A 20,094-nucleotide genomic window follows, 5' to 3' on the forward strand; every position below is an offset into this window, starting at 1 on the left:
ATTATGTCGGTTTTTTGTTGTTTAGCTCAAAGCTATTTACTGTGCGTTAGGAAAACCTAGCTGACGCCACGATTCGTAAACAAATACAGCTACCGCGTTAGATAGATTCATACTACGGCTATTTGCTTGCATAGGAATGCGGACACGTTGCTCATTTGGCAAAGCTTGAATCATCTCATCAGGAAGACCGCGTGTTTCAGGTCCAAATACTAAACAATCACCAGCTTCGTAACTTGCTTCATGATGAAATTGGCTACCTTTAGTCGTACATGCATATATTTTTTTTGGTTTGCACTTTTCAAGATAATCTTCAAATGAAGCATGGCGTTGCACATGGCTAAACTCATGGTAATCAAGACCTGCACGTTTTACGCGTTTATCGTCCCACTCAAAACCTAATGGCTCAATTAAATGTAATGCGTAGCCAGTATTTGCACATAGGCGAATAATATTACCCGTGTTAGGAGGTATTTCAGGTTGGTATAAAACAATATCCAGCATAATAAGCCTTTTAAATAATCTGTAGTTTAACGGCTTTCAGTATACACGAAACCCTTCAAAAAAATGATATACTCAAGCCATTGAATACTCTTATTAGCGGATAAAAACGTGCATAACCGCAGTTACGAATTTTGGGTTAAAACTTCCAGTATTGTTACCATGGTAATGGTAAGTTTAATGATTGCAGCAAAAGCATGGGCATGGCTTGCATCGGGGTCGGCTTCAATGCTTGGCTCGTTAACCGATTCATTAATGGATATTACAGCCACGGCAATGAGCTTATTGGTATTAGGTTATGCACTGCGTCCTGCTGATGATGATCACCGATTTGGTCATGGTAAAGCAGAGGCCTTAGCTGGACTAGGGCAAGCAGCGTTTATTGCAGGCTCGGCTTGTTTACTGGCATTTCATGGTATTGAACGTTTATTCAACCCTGTTGTACTTAGCCACTCTTTATTGGGTGTTTGGGTGAGTATTTTTGCAATTGCTTGTACGCTTGTTATTGTTTATGTACAAAATAAAGTAGTTAAATACACCGATTCAATAGCAATAAAAGCAGATTCGGTACATTACAAAGGCGATTTAATTTTAAATACAGCAGTACTACTTGCCATTTTGCTAGCTTATTATGGCGTGTTGTATGCCGATCCTATTTTTGCTATTGGCGTTGCAGGTTACTTAATTTATAACAGTTGGGATATAGCCCGCGATAGCGCCGATCACTTAATGGATAAAGAACTTCCTGATGATGAAAAGCAAAGCATTTTTGACATAGCTAAAGCGCATAGCGATGTACATGGCGTGCATGACATTCGCACACGCCAAGGCGGGAAAGTAAAATTTATTCAAATGCACTTAGAGCTAGATGACAACTTAACGCTTATTCGTGCGCACAATATTGCTGACGAAGTTGAAGCATTAATCGCAAAAGAGTTTGAATCTGAGGTTGATATATTAATTCACCTAGACCCATTATCGGTGCTTAACCTGACCTCTGATTAAGCAGTTTGTGAATACATTGAACCATAATGCGATTTAAACTTACTTTTCTCTAGCAAGTAAATTCAAGGGAATTAGTGTTGAGAATAGCTGCTTGAGATAAATTTATATCAAAAGAGCAAGTTGCTTGTTAAGCCGTAACTGACTCACAAAATGTATACAAGCTAGTTAATAACGGTTGGCGTATTTCGTCACGTTCAAAAAATAGTTCGTGTTTAGCGCCAGCAAAGCTCTCGATTACTGTATTTTTGTGCCTTTTTGCTAGTGTATATTGTGCGTTATTATCGACTACTTCGTCATTTTGTGCGCTGGCAATATAAAGTGGAATATTAACGGCTAATCTATCTATTGAGGATATAAACGAAAAAGCGGTATGTAACCAACCATAGGTAACTCCGCCTAGCTGCAACATTGAATCTTTTTGGTAAGTTTGCCTAAATAAATCGTAACGTATTTGACTACTTGTTAAAACATTAAACGCAAAATCAATTGGGCTATAATCTGTTTGCCCAAGTGCATAACTGTACTGAAAACCTAGTAAATTTGCGCTACTTGCAACTAATTTAGCTAACGGCTTAGGTGTGCCTTTTGTGTAAATGTCGAGCATTGGAGCCGATAAAAAAGCGCCACTATAGCTATGCTCAAAATGTGCTAAGTAATCAAATGCAATAGCGCCCCCCATTGAGTGGCTAACTAATACCTTTTTGCCTTGCCAATAAGTGTCCACAATTTTTGCATTAAATAAATCAAAATCGAGGCTGTAATTTTTAAAGCATTTTACATAACCTTTATGCTTATTTTTTAAATGACGATAAGAGCGACCTTGCCCTTGATGATCGACTATAAATACAGCAAAGTTATTATTATAAAGCTCCCACAATAGCTCTTTGTATTTATCGAGCCCTTCAATGCGTCCGGAACTAATTACAATAGCCGTATGCGCATTATTTGGCTTAGCATAAGCGTAAAAAAGTTGCCCGCAAGGCGTACTTAAATAAGACTTAATCAGCGTATTATCATAAAAGCTGTTAATGGCCGATTGATTACTTTTAAGTTCGCTCTCACTACTATAAAACATGGTTTACTCTTTTATTATTGGCAACGTAATATTAGCACAAAGGCCACCTTGCTTTTTATTTGATAACACTAAATTTCCGCCATGTGCGGTAATCGCATTTTTAGCGATAGCTAAACCTAAGCCTGTGCCACCACTAACACGATCTCTCGCATCAGATTGTCTAAAAAACGGCTCACATAGCTTGTTAAGCTGGTCATTAGGTACACCCGGACCATCATCACAAATTTCTATATATATAGCGTCACTGTGCTTTAGGCTAATGCTGATGGTGTTTTTGGCGTATTTTATTGCATTGCGTAATAAATTTTCAAGTGCGCTGGCTATAAGGGTTTCATCGCAGTCAATATTTACCTCTGCACTACCACTTATCTGCAGTTGCTTATTATTTTGTTTGGCTTCAAATTGTGCATCGTTAAGCACATGTTCAACAATAATTTGCAGAGATTGCGTATGTAATGAAAGCGCCTGACTTTTTGCTTCTAAGCGTGAAACTTGTAATACATCGGCAATCATTTTATCAAGCTGATTAGCTTCTTTTTCAATGCGTAGTAAATACGATTGGCTTGCTTCGTTTGCTTGCATTTGTGCAAGCCCCGTTGCCATTTTTAAACGCGTAAGGGGGGAGCGTAATTCGTGAGATATATCGGCAAGTAAACGTTTTTGAGAGCTAATTAACAGCTCCAATTGATTAGCCATGCTGTTAAAGTCGCGACCTAATACACCTAACTCATCTTTTCGATTTATAGAAATAGCAGCCCTTGCGCTTAAATCTCCGCTAGAGAGTTTAACAGCGGCTTTTTTTAAGCTATTTATAGGTGCAATTAAATTGCGACTAAATAAAAAACTTAAAATAAGGGAGGCAAAAATAGCGATAGATACTTTCATCCAGCCAGGCATTAACTTTAAACGAATGAAAAGAGGTTGTTGGTGGTTCATATCTATTTCGTATAGATAAAAGTCGCCCTTTGGCACTGTTATTTTAATTGGACCAAATGCTTGGTATTTTTCTGTAAAAATAATTTGCGGCGACATATTTTTTGTAAAATTAAGTAAGCTTAAATCGACATCAATTGGGACTTCTTTATTGGTTAAAGAGTCCTCTGATTGTTCAGCACTTAAATACAGCAATTTGCGCTTTGAAAGGCGAGGGTGAGATAGCATATCGTTAAGTGTACGCTTATGTTTTATTACCGAGCGCTCTATATTTTTAGCGGTATAAATTAAGTTTTTTTCCATTGGTCCATGTAATGGCTCATTGGTTACTGCATTAATCGCTGTAATATTACTTAAAAATACCAACGCTGCAACAGTGCCTATTATAGTCAACCAAAACCATATAAATATTTTAAAAAATAAATAGTGGTTAGGATGCTTAAGCCAAGAAAACAAAGTGGGCTTATTCGCCTTGGATGAATACATAGCCAGTGCCTCGCATTGTTTTAATTCGTTCAGTTGATATGTGCTCAGCTATTTTTTTACGGATATTACTAACATGCATATCAATAGATCGGTCAAATGATGCTAAACGACGACCAAGCACTTCTTCACTAATTAACTCTTTACTGACCACCTCGCCCGCACTTTTACAAAGTAAGGCAAGTATTTCATATTCAGTGCCGGTTAGTGTGAGCACATTATTATCAATAGCGGCTTCTCGCGAGGCTAAATTAACCGTTATACCGTTAACCAGTAGTTTGCTACTTGTGGTGACATTGAGGCTATTAATATGTTCTATGCGTCGTGTAATTGCTTTAACGCGTGCAAGTAATTCTCGGTGATTAAATGGTTTAGGTATGTAGTCGTCTGCGCCTAGCTCTAAACCAAAAATACGGTCAAAGTCTTCACCCTTTGCAGTAAGCATAATTACTGGGGTTAACTTTGTTTGCCTAAGTTGTTTAAGTACTTCAAAGCCATCAAGGGTAGGTAGCATTACATCAAGTAATATAAGTGCATAGTCATTAGTTTGCGCTAACTTTAAGCCTTGCTCACCGTCGTGTACACTTTGTATTTCAAAGCCTTGAGCGGTTAAGTATTCGCTTAATAGTTCACAAAGACCCGTATCGTCATCAATCATTAATAGTTTCATTTACAAACCCTTAGAGTTGTTTATAGCGTTATTTTACGCCCTAAATAGTGCAAAAGTGAATCTTTACACAACCTTTACACTGCTTTGCGTTACTTTGCATTGAAGAAGGTATAGTTAACTCAGCTGATTGAGGACTTACAACCAACCTCGTTTTATTAATAGCCCAATCAATAATGCAATTAATAGTACAACCAATAGTAAGGTAACGATTATGACTAAATTAAATACACTTTCAAAATTAGTACTTGTTTTTGGCCTAGCAACAGCAACACTTGGTGCTAGTAGCGTAATGGCTAAAGGCGACGGGCATAGACAAGGTAATTCACCAGCACGCTTTTTACTTTCTGAGCGCGGTGCTGACAAACTTGAGCTAACAGATGAGCAGCAAACTAAATTAAAGGCTATTTTTGAAGCGCAAAAAACGCAAATGCAAGCGTTAAGAGGCACCGATAAAGAAGCGCGTAAAGCACAGCGCACAGCTAATAAAGCTAAAATGGATGCATTATTATCGGCTGCTACGTTTGACGAAAATGCAGCAAAAGAATTATTAACACAACGCCACGAAAAAGGTGAAGAAATGGGTTTAATTAAATTAAAAACTCAACACCAAGTATGGCAAGTTCTAAATGCAGAACAACGCGAAAAGTTTGAAAAAATGCAAAAGCGTATGGGTAAAAAACACAGTAAACAAAAAAGTTAATTATACTTTTTCGTAAATATTAAAAAGCCAGCTATATGCTGGCTTTCTCATGTGTGTTTATTTTATTTAAAAAAATCATCTTCATTTTTAGCCATCATGGCTTCAATATCTTCAATCATATCTTGGCTGAATTCATCAGCAGATGTAATTGGTGCAGAAATTCTGTTGTTTTCAAACGACCATTCACCTAAATCAATAAGCTGGCAACGCTTAGAACAAAAAGGGCGGTATGGGCTTTGTTCTGACCATTCAACTTTATTTTTACATGTTGGGCAGTTAACAATAGTAGGCATAATTTACTCTCCACAATTTTTTGTGCAGTTTACATTATTTAAGTTCAAGCCACTAACTCAAACCATTAGATATAACTTACTCACCCAGCTAATAATTATATTAGCTGGGTGAGTAAGCTATTTTTAAAAATTAGTAACTCGATTAATTTCAGCAAGTGAGGTTACACCCTCTGCTGCTTTACGAATACCCGATAAGCGTAAGTTATTAAATCCAGCTTTAAGTGAAACGTCTGCTATTTCTAATGAGTTGCCGCCACGCATAATAATTTGTGCTATTTCTGGCGTAATTTGCATTACTTCGTAAATACCTACACGTCCCTTATAACCATCGGTACAGCTATCACAGCCTTTTGGCGTATATAGTGTCATTTCACTAATTTGCTGCTCGCTAAAGCCTTGGCGAGTAAGTTCTTCATCTGGCAGTATTTCTGGTGCTTTACATTTTGAGCATAAACGGCGCGCGAGGCGCTGGGCAATAATCAAACTAATTGAACTTGCTACATTATATGCAGGCACGCCCATGTTTAATAAGCGGGTAATTGTTTCGGGCGCCGAGTTTGTATGCAGTGTTGATAAAACTAAGTGACCAGTTTGCGCTGCCTTTATTGATATTTCAGCGGTTTCAAGGTCACGTATTTCACCTACCATTACCACATCGGGATCTTGACGTAAAAATGCACGCAGTGCATTTGCAAAGGTCATATCGGCTTTAATATTAATTTGTACTTGGTTTACACCTTCAAGGTTAATTTCAACCGGATCCTCAGCTGTACTTATATTTCGTTCTGGCTGATTTAATATATTCAAACCGGTATAAAGCGATACTGTTTTACCAGAGCCCGTCGGGCCGGTTACTAATATCATCCCTTGTGGTTGGCTAAGCGCATCCATGTATAATTTTTTTTGTTCTGGCTCGTAACCTAGTACATCAATACCTAGCATAGCGCTTGATGAATCTAGAATACGCATTACAATTTTTTCGCCCCAAAGTGTAGGCATGGTGCTTACACGAAAGTCGATACTTTTACGTTCGGTTATTTTTAGTTTTATACGACCATCTTGCGGTTTACGTTTTTCGGCAATATCAAGTCGCGACATTACTTTTATACGCGCCGATAGTTTAGTTGCCAGTGTATTAGGTGGGCTTGCTACTTCGTGTAAAATACCGTCTATACGAAAGCGAATGCGGTATTTGTGCTCGTATGGTTCAAAATGTAAATCAGACGCGCCTTTCTTAATGGCATCCATTAAAATTTTATTGATGTAAACGATGATAGGTGCGTCATCTTTTTCATCTTCTGTTGGCATGGAATCTTTTTGGCTTTCTGAATCAAGATCAGCAAACTCTTGAAATTCATCATCGCTTAAATCTAAGCTACCAGTGGCATCAAGCAATTGCTCAATTTTATTATCGAGCTGAATATAATCAACCACCACCACTTCGCACGAAAAACCAGTGCTAAATTCAAAGTTTTCAAATGCGCCGTAATCGGTAGGATCTGACGCCGCAATGTAAATTTTTCGGCCTTTTTGTACTAGCGGCAAAATATGATGCTTACGAATTAACTTTTCTTTTATAAGATCGGGTGGAATTCTTGCAGGATCGAAATCTCTCAAATCAAAGTAAGGCACGCGAAACAAGTCAATACATTGCTCAGCTAAATCTTTGCTGTCGATTTTTCCACATTTAGAAATAAGCTCAGCGGTTGAGGCAAATTCTTGTTGTTTGGCTTTAATCGTATCGGCGTCAATACGACCAAGAGTAATAAATTTTCTCAGTAACGGTGAGTTAATATTCATTGCGCACCTATTTAAATCCTTCAGTGTGAGTAATTTATCAGAAAAAAGAAGGCGATTATATTATTCTTCATAATCTAGGCTAAATTTACTATTTAATATAGAGGTTTATAAAAGTTATGACCACTTTTGAGTGCTTAAATTGTGCTTAAGTTGTTTTTACAGTTATGTTTTTTAATGCTAACTGTAGGTAATTTTTATGTAGGCGTAAAAGGTCTGTTTTTACTAATGCTAAATCGCGGTTATTATTTAAAATAGCATCTGCTTTTTGTTGTTTATGCTCACGTGGCATTTGCGCTGCAATAATACTTTTTACTTGCTCAACGCTAACATTATCGCGCTGAGTAGTGCGCTCTATTTGCACACTGTTAGGTACATCAATTAATAGCGTTTGGTTACAGTATTTATCAAGGCTATTTTCAAATAGCAGTGGTGCAACTAAAACAACATAAGCGCTTGTTGTCGCATTTAAATCTATAAGTATTTTATTACGAATAAGCGGGTGCAATAACTTATTTAGCCATTCTTTGTCATCAGTGTTAGCAAAAATACGCTCTCTTAAAACAGATCTGTTTAAAGCCCCATCGGGCAGTAGTATTTCATTACCAAAATAGCTAACTATTTCATTTAAGCCTATAGTATTGGGCGCTACTACCTGGCGAGCAATAATATCGGCATCAACAATATTTATGCCGAGTTCCTCAAACATATTGCTCACGGCTGTTTTACCACAACCAATACCACCTGTTAAACCCAGTACCCAATTATTTATTTTAGCGGTTTGCTCGGCCACTCTAGTCGTGCTCAACTTAATAGCCCATTAAATTAAAGTAAGTACTTTGTAGTTGGCTGCCCCAAAGCATGGTAATCCAACCAGCAATGGCAAGGTAAGGACCAAAAGGAATGGGTGTTGCTTTATCTTTACCCTGAATGCTCAGTAAGGCAATACCAATAATGGCACCCACAACGCTTGAAAGTAATATAATAGTAAGCAGTGCTTGCCAGCCAAGTAAGGCACCAAATACAGCTAATAGCTTAAAGTCGCCATAGCCCATACCTTCCTTACCGGTAAGTAGTTTAAATAACCAAAACACGCTCCATAAGCTTAAATAACCGCATGCAGCGCCAACAATTGCATCGGCTGGNNNNAAGCCATACAAGTGGCAGTGTAAGCTGATCTGGTAGTAGCATGTGGTCAATATCAATAAAGGTCAGCGCTACTAATACCCAAGTTACAAGTATATATAATAGGGCTTGTTCGGTCGCACCAAAGCTATAAGCTACAACTAAACTTAATATTGCCGTAATAGCCTCAACAGCGGGGTAACGTACAGATATAGGGTTGCTACAACTTGCACATTTACCCTTTAAAAATAACCAGCTGATTATAGGAATATTTTGCCAAGGTTTAATTGCAGTTTTGCATTTTGGACAAGTTGAATTTGGCTTTACTAAATTAAAGGGGTGGCTGCTTTCGGTGCTATTTTCAGTATTTTTTTCAACGGTACTGCTAGTCTTTTTATTAGCATTGGCTACATTAGTTTTTAGCTCATCTTCTAATAATATACGACATTCACTTTGCCATTCTCGCTGCATCATGAGTGGTAACCGGTAAATCACCACGTTTAAAAAACTACCTACACATAAACTTACTAAGCCAACTGTGGTTAAGTAAAACCACAATTGGCTTTGCATTAAATCGATAATACTTTGCATATAAAAACCAAATAATTAAATAGATGACAGAATAATAAAAAATTAAATAACCGAACCAAGTTGAAAAATTGGCAAGTACATAGCAATAATTAAACCACCTACGAGTACACCTAAAACAGCCATAATTAGTGGTTCTAGTAAGCTAGATAAGCCATCAACCGCGTCATCCACTTCTTGCTCATAAATAGTAGCAACTTTAGCAAGCATACCATCTAAGGATCCTGACTCTTCACCAATTGCCACCATTTGTATCACCATATCGGGGAATATTTTAGAGTTACGCATTGCCCAATTCATTTGGTTACCGGAGCTAACTTCTGCTTTTATATCTAAAATTGCATATCGGTACACTGCGTTGCCAGAGGCCCCAGCGGCTGAGTCTAACGCATCAACTAATGGCACACCTGCAGCAAACGTAGTCGAAAGAGTACGTGCATAGCGTGCAACAGCCGCTTTATTTAGAATCATGCCTATCACAGGTACTTTGAGTATNTGGCTCGGTCGGTAGCATCCCTGAGCTTTAAACTTCGTAGCTTTGCCTCTTTAAATGCATAGCCAAATGCAAACATTGCGATCAAAATTATCCACCAGTATTTTTGCATAAACTCCGATATGCCGATAACAAATAAGGTAAACGGAGGAAGTTGTGCGCCAAAACCATTAAAAATTTCCTGAAATTGCGGTACTACAAATATTAATAAAATTGAGGTAACAATACCGGCAATAATCAATACTGAAATAGGATAGAGCATGGCTTTTTTTATTTTAGATTTTAGTGCTTCAGATTTTTCTTTATATATTGCAACACGATCAAATATTTTATCAAGCGCACCCGATTGCTCGCCAGAGGCAACTAAATCACAATATAAGTCATCAAAATAACGAGGGTGTTTTCTTAGTGATGTAGAAAGTGGTTGACCTGCCTTTACTTCGTCACCAATCGTTTTCATCAACTTACCAATACTTTTATTAGTAGAACCTGAGCCGATCATTTCTATTGATTGTATTAACGGTACACCGGCCATAAGCATGGTCGCTATTTGGCGAGTAACAAGTGCTATATCTTTGGGGGTGATTTTTTGAACACTTTCAATACCAAATAATGGCTTAGGCTTACGTTTAACTTTTGATGGGGTAATGCCTTGTTTTCGGAGTTGGGCTTTTACTAATGCAATGCTTGATGCTGTTAGCTCTCCTTCAAGACGTTTTCCTCTGGCACTAACACCAATCCATTGAAAGGTATCAAGGCCTTTATCTTGTTGTTTTTTTGCCATAATGAGTATAAACCACCATTAGGTAACTATTACAGTCCATGGAATACTTAAAAAAAAAGCGCTATTATAAGCGCTTTAATTTTTAAATCATTATTGGTTATGCTTGTGGGCAGCTTTTAGGTGCTAAGTCTTTGTTAGCGGCTGTTATACCTGTTGTAGCGCATGTCCAAGCACCTGTAGACGTTCGAGTCCACGTCATTTTTGCTACAGTTCCTATTTGAGTTGGAGCGTTGATAACCGCACACTCTATAGATGTGCTTGTAACTGTGATACCACAGTTTGCAGTTGTGGCTTNTTGTAGACCTGCCTCAGCTATAGTAGGTGTTGTGCCTGAATTTGCAGCAACTTCAAAACCAGTTTTGCCGGCTGATATTTCAGCTAAACCAGCTGTTAATTTTGCGCTTGCTTGATAGTTAGAATATGCAGGCAATGCAATTGCAGCAAGAATACCGATGATTGCTACTACAATCATTAATTCAATTAGGGTGAAACCCTGTTGTTTTTGAGTCATTGTTTTCATGTTTCCTCTCCTAAAGGATAGATTTTGTAAATTAATAGTATAAGCGGCGAAAATGCCTAACTTACTTTAATCTATTAATTTTACAGTTTTACTTAAAATTAATTTTTATTGCACTTTTAGCTTTAGGGTATGAAACACAAAAGCTAGGTGTGAATTCATTGTGTTGTTATTTAATTTATAAATTAATATAGCTCACTATAACTAACCAAAGTAAGGATAGTTAAAGGTATAAAAATAGCTAAATAATCTTTGTTTAAATTATATTTTTAATAGTAAAAATTTTAAAAACTAAAGAGTTAACTAGTCATTTAAGCTTATTATTTTTAATTAAATAGACCAACAGGATGAGTCTACCATTATTGCTTACTATTTAGCACGTGTTTTTTAATTAAACACGCACATTAATTAACAAAATGTTACAAGTCATCCTTTCGTGCTATTAAATGCCTTTTTATACCCTTTGTCAATGTATTAGAATTGTCAAAAATTTGTAATCGTATTTTTTTTATTCGAATCTCATGGATAAATCTATCGATTGTAAGTTTTTTGTTAACGCTCCGCTTGATATAAAGTCAACACCCGCTTGCGAATAAGTTTTGAGTATATCGAGTGTCATGTTGCCCGAAACCTCAATTTTTGCGCGTTTGTTGGTTGAAATTACCGCTTTTTTAATTTGTTCAACGCTAAAGTTGTCGAGCATAATTATATCGGCACCGGCGTCAATTGCTTGCTTAAGTTCGTTGAGCGATTCAACCTCTACTTCAACAGGTTTATCTGGGTGATTAGCTTTAGCTTGAGCAACTGCGTTAGTAATGCCGCCACACGCTGCTATGTGGTTTTCTTTAATTAAAAACGCGTCAAATAACCCTATTCGGTGATTTGCACCGCCACCACATTTTACTGCATATTTTTGTAATGCGCGCAAACCAGGTATGGTTTTACGGGTGTCGAGCAGTTGGGTTTTAGTGCCGCTTAACTCTTTTACGTAATGCGCAGTAGTAGTTGCGGTGCCTGAAAGTGTTTGTACAAAATTAAGTGCAGTTCGCTCGGCTGTTAATATAGAGCGTGCAGATCCTGTTGCAGTAAATAAAGTGCTATTGGCTAGGGCGGTATCGCCATCGTTTATTAATACATTTACTTTTACGGTTGGGTCTACTTGTTTAAATACTTCGAGGATTATGTCTTTTCCACAAAATACGCAGTCTTCACGGGTAATTACTTTTGCGTTAGCTTGCTCGCTTTGTGGAATAAGCTGCGCGGTAATATCGCCGTTTTGAGCTGTTTGGTAATTTAGATCTTCGTCGAGTGCAAGAGTAACAAGTTGGCTAACTAAAGAGTGCGGGATAGACATAATAAAAGCTCATAAGCGTTAATAAATTAGTTAAATTTTACTATGTTTATAAAAGAAAGAGAAGCGATTGGCTTTTAAGTAAAAAGTTAAACAAGCGCGAAGTAAATTCGCACCTACAGGTTAGTTTATATATTGACGTAGAATAAGTTTAATCGGTGTGTGTTTATGGTGGATTTGTAGGTGAGGTTTTATACCTCGCTTTGAGGTGTTGTAGTTAGGTGCTTAAGTTAGATATGTGAGTTATATAGATAATGTAAGTGGCATGAATGACAAGCGCGAAGTAAATTCGCACCTACAGATTAGGCTCATATCAGTCAGGAGTAATTTTACCTACGTGCGGGCTTGAGTTGCTTGTAGGTGAGGTTTTACACCTCGCTTTGAGGTGTTGTAGTTAGGTGCTTAAGTTAGATATGTGAGTGATATAGATAATGTAAGTGGCATGAATAACAAGCGCGAAGTAAATTCGCACCTACAGGTTGGTTTATTTATTGGCGTGGAATAAATTTTTATCGGTGTGTTTATAGGGGATTTGTAGGTGAGGTTTTATACCTCGCTTTTAAAGTGCTTAGGTTAGATGTATGAGCGATATGGGCAACATGGTCGATATTAATAACAAGCGCGAAGTAAATTCGCACCTACAGGTTAGGTTTATATAAGCTTGGAATATTTTTGCCTATGTGCGGGTTTGAGTTGTTTGTTGGTGAGGTTTTATACCTCGCTTTTAAAGTGCTTGAGTTAGATGTGTGAGTGATGTGGGCAACATGGGCTGTATTAATAACAAGCGCGAAGTAAATTCGCACCTACAGGTTGGGCTTATATAGGCTTAGAGTATTTTTACCTATGTGCGGTTTTGAGTTGTTTGTAGGTGAGGTTTTACACCTCGCTTTTAAGATGCTTAAGTTAGATGTATGAGTGATGTGGGCAACATGGGCTGTATTAATAACAAGCGCGAAGTAAATTCGCACCTACAGGTTGGGCTTATATAAGTTTGGAATATTTTTGCCTATGTGCGGGCTTGAGTTGTTTGTAGGTGAAGTTTTACACCTCGCTTTTTGGTTGCTTAAATTAGATGTATGAGCGATGTGGGCAACATGGCCGGTATTAATAACAAGCGCGAAGTAAATTCGCACCTACGAGTTGGTTTATTTATTGGCGTGAAATAAATTTCATCGGTGTGTGTTTATGGGGGATTTGTAGGTGAGGTTTTATACCTCGCTTTTAAGGTGTTGTAGTTAGGTGCTTAAGTTAGATATGTGAGTGATATAGACAATGTAAGTGGCATGAATGACAAGTGCGAAGTAAATTCGCACCTACGAGTTGGTTTATTTATTGGCGTGAAATAAACTTCATCGGTGTGTGTTTGTGGGGGATTTGTAGGTGAGGTTTTACACCTCGCTTTTTGGTTGCTTAAATTAGATGTATGAGCGATGTGGGCAACATGGTCGATATGAATAACAAGCGCGAAGTAAATTTGCACCTACAGGTTGGGTTTATATAAGCTTGGGGTGTTTTACCGGCGTGCTTTCATGCGTAAGGGCTTGAGTTGTTTGTAGGTGAGGTTTTATACCTCGCTCATTACTATCATTATTTTTTTAAATCCTTTAGCATCGCGTTATACATTTTTTGTACTTATATTATAAAAACATTATAAAAGCATTATGAAAATAGATTTAAATGGCGTGGTACGCAATGTAGTAAAGCGTGGGTGTAATCATTTTGATGAACGCCCTACTAACGTAGATATTTCATTATTGGTTATACATAATATTTCTTTACCGGCGGGGCAGTTTGGTACGTCGTTTGTTGATGATTTATTTATGGGCAATATTAACTGCAGTGCGCATTCAAGCTTTGCTAGTTTAGAGGGAGTTAGGGTGTCGGCGCATTGCTTTATTAAACGCACCGGTGAGCTTATTCAATATGTACCTTTTAATAAGCGTGCTTGGCATGCAGGGTTATCTGAGTTTAATGGCGAGTCCGCTTGTAATAACTTTAGTATTGGTATTGAACTTGAGGGTACCGACACTACACCTTATACTTTAGCGCAATACAAAACGTTAACTCGTATTAGCGGGTCAATAATGCTGCGCTATCCTAAAATTACCGCTTCGCGTATTGTTGGGCATTGCGATATAGCACCAGGGCGAAAAACCGATCCTGGTAATAGCTTTAATTGGCAATTGTTTTTTAATATGCTTGAGCAATCAAGTTAAGAGAGTAGCTACAATGATTTTGGTTTCTATAATAATTGCATTAATACTTGAGCGTTTAGGTGCTCGCTCAAACTATTGGCAAATAAGTTATTACGCAAATGGTTACTTAAAACGCTCTACTAAATTACTTGCTGACAAAGGCTTGTTTTGTTCGGTTCCTGGGTTTTTAATTTGGTTAATATTACCTGTTATTGCTATGGCGTTTATTTATTGCTTATCTGATTTTGTATTATGGCAGCTAGGTATTAATGTAGCGGTGTTATTAGTGTGCTTTGGTTGTGCTAAACAACGTGCTTTATATAAGTCGTACTTAAATGCATTAACACGCGATGACGGAACTGCGGCATCGTTATATGCTTTACAAATTGGGCAAAAGCATACGCAAGGCGAAGATAACGGCGAAACCTTTGGGCAAACATTAGCGTGGGTTAATTTTAGATTTTACTGCGCGGTTATATTTTGGTTTGTGGTACTAGGCGCTCCTGGTGCTGTGTTGTATGCATTAGTGCGTACGTTTGCTGATTTAGTTAGAGAAGATCACAAAGTTGTATTTGCAAAACGCTTTAAGCTAATACATAAACTGTTATTTTGGCTTGATTGGTTACCTGCACGTATTACAAGCTTTGGATATTTAGTTATTGGCAACTTTAATAAAGGCACAAGTTGTTGGCTGCATTATGTACTTGATTTTACCAGCCCAAATAGAAAAGTTGTTACTTGTACTGCTTTAGCTGCTGAACAAGTAGAGAAACGTTATTATGGTTGCACTTACGAAGCCACATGCATGATTAAGTTGGTAAAGCGCAATGTGCTATTTTATTTAGTACTTATTGCATTACTTACTTTATTTGGTGCGGTGTCTTAACTGTTTTAATAATACTTAAACTGGAGTGCCTTTATTATAAAAAGGTACTTCAGTAATTGTATTTAAACTTAATTATTTTTTGTTAGATTTTAAATACATAAAATAGAGCTAAAACTCTAAATACCTCTGGTCAGACCAATTGTAAACCTCTTTGTTTTCACTCTCTTTTTTATACCTAATTGTGTATTGTTTAATCTTCGTTCAAAATGCGTTACGCTGCTCTGATCATACAAATATACTGTAAATTGACAGCTATTAGGGTTTTTGATACCTTATTGTAAAATTTTGGTATGACCAATTTACCTTTTGGGTAAGTCATCCAACTCAAAGCCACGTTTTACGGGCTCTTGGTATTTATACAACGCGGACGTTGATTCATGTCTTTAAAGATTAAAGCAGCAAAATTATCTGATGTTATTTTACAGCAACTTGAGAATATGATTCTTGAAGGCTCGTTAGCACCAGGTGAAAAGTTGCCACCAGAGCGTGAACTAGCAAAGCAATTTGAAGTGTCTCGCCCGTCACTGCGTGAGGCAATTCAAAAGTTAGAAGCAAAAGGTTTAGTTACGCGTCGCCAAGGTGGCGGCACGTTTGTAAAAAATCAGCTCGAAGAAGGGCTTACTGATCCACTTTTTGATTTGATTAGTAAACACCCTGAGTCGCAGTTTGATTTACTTGAATTTCGTCATGCATTAGAAGGGATTGCTGCTTACTACGCAGCACTGCGCGGGACCAGCAACGATTTTAGCAAAGTGAAAGAAAGCTTTGATAAAATTGCCCTAGTTAATGATGATTTACAGCAAAAAGCAAAAGCAATTAATGCATTTCACTTTAGCGTGGCAGAAGCCTCGCATAATGTGGTGTTACTGCATTTAGTAAGAGGCATGAAAGCGCTACTTGAGCAAAATGTATTGCAAAATTTAACTGTTCTATTAAAAAAGTCAGATATTAGCAGTCAGTTAGCCCAGCACCGGCGTTTATTAATGGATGCCGTTATTGACGGTAATCCAGAACAAGCCCGTTTAGCAAGTAATGCGCATTTAGCGTTTATAGAAGAAGCATTACTTGAAGCGGGTAAAGAACATTCGCGAATTGAACGTAGTTTAAGACGCACCAAACAAAATTAAGCTAGTACATTGCTACTTTGAACACACAAAATTAAGTAACAGTGATATTAAATTAAACATTCGTATTTTAAACATAAGGAAACCTCCATATGTCTGAAGTCAATAAAATTGACGTAGACGCGCTAGAAACACAAGAGTGGTTACAAGCTCTTGAATCAGTTGTGCGCGAAGAAGGTGTTGAACGAGCTCAGTTTTTACTTGAGCAAGTGTTAGAGCAAGCCCGTTTAGACGGCGTTGATATGCCAACGGGTATTACCACGAACTACGTTAATACTATTCCTGTAGATCAAGAACCGGCTTACCCAGGTGATGTAAACCTTGAACGCCGTATTCGTTCGATCATACGTTGGAACGCGATTATGATCGTTCTACGTGCATCGAAAAAAGATCTCGACTTAGGCGGTCATATGGCGTCTTACCAATCATCTGCTGCATTTTATGAAGTGTGTTTTAACCACTTCTTTAAAGCACCAAATGACGTAGACGGTGGTGACTTAGTTTATTACCAAGGTCATATTTCTCCGGGTATTTACGCACGTGCGTTTGTTGAAGGTCGTTTATCGGCAACACAGTTAGATAACTTCCGCCAAGAAGTTGATGGCAAAGGTTTACCGTCGTACCCACACCCTAAATTAATGCCTGAATTTTGGCAGTTCCCTACGGTATCAATGGGCCTAGGTCCGATTGCGTCTATTTACCAAGCTCGCTTTTTAAAATACTTAGATGGTCGTGGCTTAAAAGACACTAAAAACCAACGTGTATACGCGTTTTTAGGCGACGGTGAAATGGATGAGCCAGAATCACGCGGTGCTATTTCTTTTGCTTCACGCGAAAAGCTAGACAACCTTTGTTACTTAATTAACTGTAACTTACAGCGTTTAGATGGTCCAGTTATGGGTAATGGTAAAATTATTCAAGAGCTAGAAGGCTTGTTTAAAGGCGCTGGCTGGAACGTAATTAAACTAGTTTGGGGCAGCGGCTGGGATATTCTTCTAGCTAAAGACACAACGGGTAAATTACTACAGTTAATGAACGAAACGGTTGATGGCGATTACCAAACATACAAAGCTAAAGATGGCGCGTACGTACGTGAAAACTTCTTTGGTCGTTACCCAGAAACAGCTGCACTTGTTGCAGATATGACTGATGACGAAATCTTCGCGCTTAAGCGTGGCGGTCATGAGTCATCAAAATTATTTGCTGCATTTAAAAAAGCAGAAGACACTAAAGGTCGTCCAACTGTAATTCTTGCTAAAACTGTAAAAGGTTACGGCATGGGTGAAGCAGCTGAAGGTAAAAACATTGCGCACCAAGTGAAAAAAATGGACATGTCGCATGTTGCACATTTACGTTCACGCCTTGGTCTTGACGATTTAGTATCTGAAGAGCAACTTGCAGAACTACCTTATTTAGAGCTTGAAGAAGGTTCACCTGAGTATAAATACCTACATGCTCGTCGTGATGAACTTAAAGGTTATACACCTAAGCGTATTCCTCGTTTTACTGAAAAATTAGCGTTGCCAGAAGTAGAGGCATTTAAACCGCTACTTGAAGAGCAAAAACGTGATATTTCTACAACAATGGCATTTGTTCGTGCACTTAATATCTTATTAAAAGATAAAGGCATTGGTAAAAATATTGTACCAATTATTGCCGATGAAGCACGTACATTTGGTATGGAAGGTTTATTCCGTCAAATCGGTATTTATAACCCGCATGGTCAAAACTATACACCACAGGATCGTGATATTGTTTCTTACTATAAAGAAACTGTATCAGGGCAAGTGCTTCAAGAAGGTATTAATGAGTTAGGTGCAATGTCGTCATGGGTTGCTGCTGCAACTTCATACAGCACTAACGATTTACCAATGATCCCATTCTACATTTACTACTCTATGTTTGGTTTCCAACGTGTTGGCGACATGGCATGGATGGCGGGCGATCAACAAGCACGTGGCTTCTTATTAGGTGCTACTGCGGGTCGTACAACGCTAAATGGTGAAGGCTTGCAACACGAAGATGGTCACAGTCATATTCTTGCTAATACGGTTCCTAACTGTATTTCATATGACCCAACTTACGCGTTTGAAGTAGCTGTTATTGTACAAGACGGTATTCGTCGTATGTACGGTGATGACCAAGAAAATATTTACTACTACCTAACGCTTATGAACGAAAACTACCATCAGCCAGCTATGCCAGAAGGCGCTGAAGAAGGTATTCGTAAGGGTATTTACAAGCTTGAAAGTTACGAAGGTAAAAAAGCCAACGTACAGCTATTAAGCTCAGGTACTATTATGACTGAAGTACGTAAAGCCGCTACGATTCTAAGCGAAGAGTATGGCATTGCGTCTGACGTGTTCTCTGTTACGTCTTTCAACGAATTAACGCGTGAAGGTCAAGATATTGAACGTTTCAACATGCTTAACCCTGAAGGCGAGCAAAAAACAGCATTCATCACAAGCGTATTAAACGACTCTGTGACTGTTGCAGCAACGGATTACATGAAAAACTACGCAGAACAAGCGCGTTCATTCATTCCAAGCAGCAACTACAAAGTGTTAGGTACAGATGGTTACGGTCGTTCTGATAGCCGTGAAAACCTACGTCGTCACTTTGAAGTTAACGCGGGCTACGTTGTTGTTGCTACGTTATCTGAACTTGCTAAACGCGGTGAAGTTGAGAAGTCAGTAGTTGTTGAAGCACTTAAAAAGTTCAACATCGACACTAACAAACTTAACCCACTGTACGCATAAGAGGTTTGCAATGAGTATTGAAATTAAAGTACCAGATATTGGTGACGACGAAGTAGAAGTAACCGAAATATTAGTAAGCGTTGGCGATAAAGTAGATGTTGACCAATCATTACTAAATGTTGAAGGCGACAAAGCATCAATGGAAATACCTGCTTCGCAAGCGGGTACAGTGAAAGAGATTAAAGTAAACGTTGGCGACACCGTTACAACTGGCTCTTTAGTATTTTTGTTTGAAGGCGAGAGTGAAAGCACTGGTGAAGAAAAAGCATCAGCTGCTGCTCCAGCTAAATCTGAAGAGGCAGCACCTGCTGCTTCTACAGGTTCTTCAACTAAAGACGTAACCGTACCAGATATTGGCGATGATGAAGTTGAAGTAACTGAAATCATGGTTGCTGTTGGCGACACCGTTTCAGAAGAGCAATCTATCTTAAACGTTGAAGGCGACAAGGCAGCAATGGAAGTACCCGCGCCATTTGCCGGTACCGTTAAAGAAATTAAAGTCGCCGCTGGCGATACAGTTAAAACAGGCTCATTAGTATTTGTTTTTGAAGTAGCAGGAAGTGAATCTGCAGCACCGGCTAAAGAGTCGGCTCCTGTAGAAGCGCCAGCAGCTAGCTCAACAGCAAACGCAGCACCAAGTACTAAAGAAGTTAATGTACCTGATATTGGTGGCGATGAAGTTGAAGTAACTGAAATTATGGTTGCAGTTGGCGATACGGTTGAAGAAGATCAATCAATCTTAAACGTTGAAGGCGACAAAGCTGCAATGGAAGTACCAGCTCCATTTGCAGGTACAGTTAAAGAAATTAAAGTAGCCG

The 20,094-nt window shown here is 38.3% G+C and carries 16 protein-coding genes and 2 pseudogenes; 7 read left to right on the top strand and 11 right to left on the bottom strand.

Annotation, left to right across the window (positions count from 1 at the left end; genetic code table 11):
- Nucleotides 1-36 precede the first annotated feature (36 nt).
- Nucleotides 37-501, bottom strand: a complete 465-nt coding sequence (gene trmL, locus L647_RS0119135; RefSeq protein WP_024612459.1) for a tRNA (uridine(34)/cytosine(34)/5-carboxymethylaminomethyluridine(34)-2'-O)-methyltransferase TrmL — start codon at nucleotides 499-501, stop codon at nucleotides 37-39.
- Between the two features lie 159 nt (nucleotides 502-660).
- On the opposite strand from trmL, the gene L647_RS0119140 reads away from it, so the two are divergent.
- Nucleotides 661-1,503, top strand: coding sequence for a cation diffusion facilitator family transporter (locus L647_RS0119140; protein ID WP_076917067.1), 843 nt, complete (start codon nucleotides 661-663; stop codon nucleotides 1,501-1,503).
- A 127-nt stretch (nucleotides 1,504-1,630) separates the two neighbouring features.
- Here the strand turns inward: L647_RS0119140 and L647_RS0119145 are convergent, their stop codons facing one another.
- From L647_RS0119145 to L647_RS0119155, 3 genes are read right to left on the bottom strand one after another with little or no spacing between them, the layout of a single operon-like run.
- A complete protein-coding gene (locus tag L647_RS0119145; protein WP_024612461.1) occupies nucleotides 1,631-2,578 on the bottom strand; it encodes an alpha/beta fold hydrolase in 948 nt (315 codons plus the stop codon).
- Between the two features lie 3 nt (nucleotides 2,579-2,581).
- Entirely contained in the window at nucleotides 2,582-3,997 is a 1,416-nt protein-coding gene (locus L647_RS0119150) for an ATP-binding protein (RefSeq protein ID WP_024612462.1), read from the bottom strand.
- Nucleotides 3,975-4,664 (bottom strand): response regulator, encoded by a 690-nt coding sequence (locus L647_RS0119155; protein WP_024612463.1) that lies wholly within the window; start codon nucleotides 4,662-4,664, stop codon nucleotides 3,975-3,977. Before L647_RS0119155 ends, L647_RS0119150 begins: the two co-directional genes overlap by 23 nt.
- Nucleotides 4,665-4,875: 211 nt before the next feature.
- On the opposite strand from L647_RS0119155, the gene L647_RS0119160 reads away from it, so the two are divergent.
- Complete coding sequence (locus L647_RS0119160) at nucleotides 4,876-5,364, top strand: Spy/CpxP family protein refolding chaperone (RefSeq protein ID WP_024612464.1); 489 nt, start codon at nucleotides 4,876-4,878, stop codon at nucleotides 5,362-5,364.
- A 62-nt stretch (nucleotides 5,365-5,426) separates the two neighbouring features.
- On the opposite strand, the gene yacG is transcribed toward L647_RS0119160, so the two are convergent.
- From yacG to nadC, 7 genes and pseudogenes are all read right to left on the bottom strand, one after another.
- Nucleotides 5,427-5,657, bottom strand: a complete 231-nt coding sequence (gene yacG, locus L647_RS0119165) for a DNA gyrase inhibitor YacG (protein ID WP_024612465.1) — start codon at nucleotides 5,655-5,657, stop codon at nucleotides 5,427-5,429.
- A gap of 123 nt (nucleotides 5,658-5,780) precedes the next feature.
- Nucleotides 5,781-7,457 carry a type IV-A pilus assembly ATPase PilB gene (gene pilB, locus L647_RS0119170; protein ID WP_024612466.1) on the bottom strand — a complete coding sequence of 559 codons (1,677 nt, stop codon included), beginning with the start codon at nucleotides 7,455-7,457 and terminating at the stop codon, nucleotides 5,781-5,783.
- Between the two features lie 145 nt (nucleotides 7,458-7,602).
- The gene (gene coaE, locus L647_RS0119175; protein WP_024612467.1) at nucleotides 7,603-8,247 is read right to left on the bottom strand and encodes a dephospho-CoA kinase; all 645 of its coding nucleotides are present in this window, start codon (nucleotides 8,245-8,247) and stop codon (nucleotides 7,603-7,605) included.
- 16 nt (nucleotides 8,248-8,263) lie between these two features.
- A pseudogene (locus L647_RS01000000124625) lies at nucleotides 8,264-9,170 on the bottom strand (A24 family peptidase).
- A 42-nt stretch (nucleotides 9,171-9,212) separates the two neighbouring features.
- Nucleotides 9,213-10,444, bottom strand: a pseudogene (locus tag L647_RS01000000124630) (type II secretion system F family protein).
- Nucleotides 10,445-10,541: 97 nt separating this feature from the next.
- On the bottom strand, nucleotides 10,542-10,964 hold the full coding sequence (locus L647_RS0119190) for a pilin (RefSeq protein WP_029880550.1): 423 nt from the start codon (nucleotides 10,962-10,964) through the stop codon (nucleotides 10,542-10,544).
- Nucleotides 10,965-11,469: 505 nt separating this feature from the next.
- Entirely contained in the window at nucleotides 11,470-12,315 is an 846-nt protein-coding gene (gene nadC, locus L647_RS0119195; RefSeq protein WP_024612469.1) for a carboxylating nicotinate-nucleotide diphosphorylase, read from the bottom strand.
- A gap of 1,658 nt (nucleotides 12,316-13,973) precedes the next feature.
- Between nadC and ampD the strand changes: the two genes are divergently transcribed.
- The 5 genes from ampD to L647_RS0119225 all read left to right on the top strand — a co-directional run.
- A complete protein-coding gene (gene ampD, locus L647_RS0119205) occupies nucleotides 13,974-14,528 on the top strand; it encodes a 1,6-anhydro-N-acetylmuramyl-L-alanine amidase AmpD (RefSeq protein WP_024612470.1) in 555 nt (184 codons plus the stop codon).
- Between the two features lie 13 nt (nucleotides 14,529-14,541).
- Entirely contained in the window at nucleotides 14,542-15,393 is an 852-nt protein-coding gene (ampE, locus tag L647_RS0119210) for a beta-lactamase regulator AmpE (RefSeq protein WP_024612471.1), read from the top strand.
- Between the two features lie 377 nt (nucleotides 15,394-15,770).
- Entirely contained in the window at nucleotides 15,771-16,520 is a 750-nt protein-coding gene (pdhR, locus tag L647_RS0119215; RefSeq protein WP_007586129.1) for a pyruvate dehydrogenase complex transcriptional repressor PdhR, read from the top strand.
- Between the two features lie 89 nt (nucleotides 16,521-16,609).
- Nucleotides 16,610-19,276 (top strand): pyruvate dehydrogenase (acetyl-transferring), homodimeric type, encoded by a 2,667-nt coding sequence (aceE, locus tag L647_RS0119220; RefSeq protein WP_024612472.1) that lies wholly within the window; start codon nucleotides 16,610-16,612, stop codon nucleotides 19,274-19,276.
- 10 nt (nucleotides 19,277-19,286) lie between these two features.
- On the top strand, nucleotides 19,287-20,094 hold an 808-nt coding region (locus L647_RS0119225; RefSeq protein ID WP_024612473.1), incomplete at its 3' end, for a biotin/lipoyl-containing protein.

The organism is Pseudoalteromonas sp. TB64 (assembly GCF_000498095.1).
In the GTDB taxonomy this organism is placed as follows: domain Bacteria; phylum Pseudomonadota; class Gammaproteobacteria; order Enterobacterales; family Alteromonadaceae; genus Pseudoalteromonas.

What these genes read in the sequence shown, in the direction of transcription:
- yacG (WP_024612465.1), bottom strand. Translation starts at nt 5,657, where the DNA reads ATGCCTACTATTGTTAACTGCCCAACATGTAAAAATAAAGTTGAATGG.
- L647_RS0119155 (WP_024612463.1), bottom strand. Translation starts at nt 4,664, where the DNA reads ATGAAACTATTAATGATTGATGACGATACGGGTCTTTGTGAACTATTA.
- trmL (WP_024612459.1), bottom strand. Translation starts at nt 501, where the DNA reads ATGCTGGATATTGTTTTATACCAACCTGAAATACCTCCTAACACGGGT.
- ampD (WP_024612470.1), top strand. Translation starts at nt 13,974, where the DNA reads ATGAAAATAGATTTAAATGGCGTGGTACGCAATGTAGTAAAGCGTGGG.
- aceE (WP_024612472.1), top strand. Translation starts at nt 16,610, where the DNA reads ATGTCTGAAGTCAATAAAATTGACGTAGACGCGCTAGAAACACAAGAG.
- L647_RS0119145 (WP_024612461.1), bottom strand. Translation starts at nt 2,578, where the DNA reads ATGTTTTATAGTAGTGAGAGCGAACTTAAAAGTAATCAATCGGCCATT.
- L647_RS0119140 (WP_076917067.1), top strand. Translation starts at nt 661, where the DNA reads ATGGTAATGGTAAGTTTAATGATTGCAGCAAAAGCATGGGCATGGCTT.
- L647_RS0119160 (WP_024612464.1), top strand. Translation starts at nt 4,876, where the DNA reads ATGACTAAATTAAATACACTTTCAAAATTAGTACTTGTTTTTGGCCTA.
- nadC (WP_024612469.1), bottom strand. Translation starts at nt 12,315, where the DNA reads ATGTCTATCCCGCACTCTTTAGTTAGCCAACTTGTTACTCTTGCACTC.
- pilB (WP_024612466.1), bottom strand. Translation starts at nt 7,457, where the DNA reads ATGAATATTAACTCACCGTTACTGAGAAAATTTATTACTCTTGGTCGT.
- pdhR (WP_007586129.1), top strand. Translation starts at nt 15,771, where the DNA reads ATGTCTTTAAAGATTAAAGCAGCAAAATTATCTGATGTTATTTTACAG.
- L647_RS0119150 (WP_024612462.1), bottom strand. Translation starts at nt 3,997, where the DNA reads ATGTATTCATCCAAGGCGAATAAGCCCACTTTGTTTTCTTGGCTTAAG.
- ampE (WP_024612471.1), top strand. Translation starts at nt 14,542, where the DNA reads ATGATTTTGGTTTCTATAATAATTGCATTAATACTTGAGCGTTTAGGT.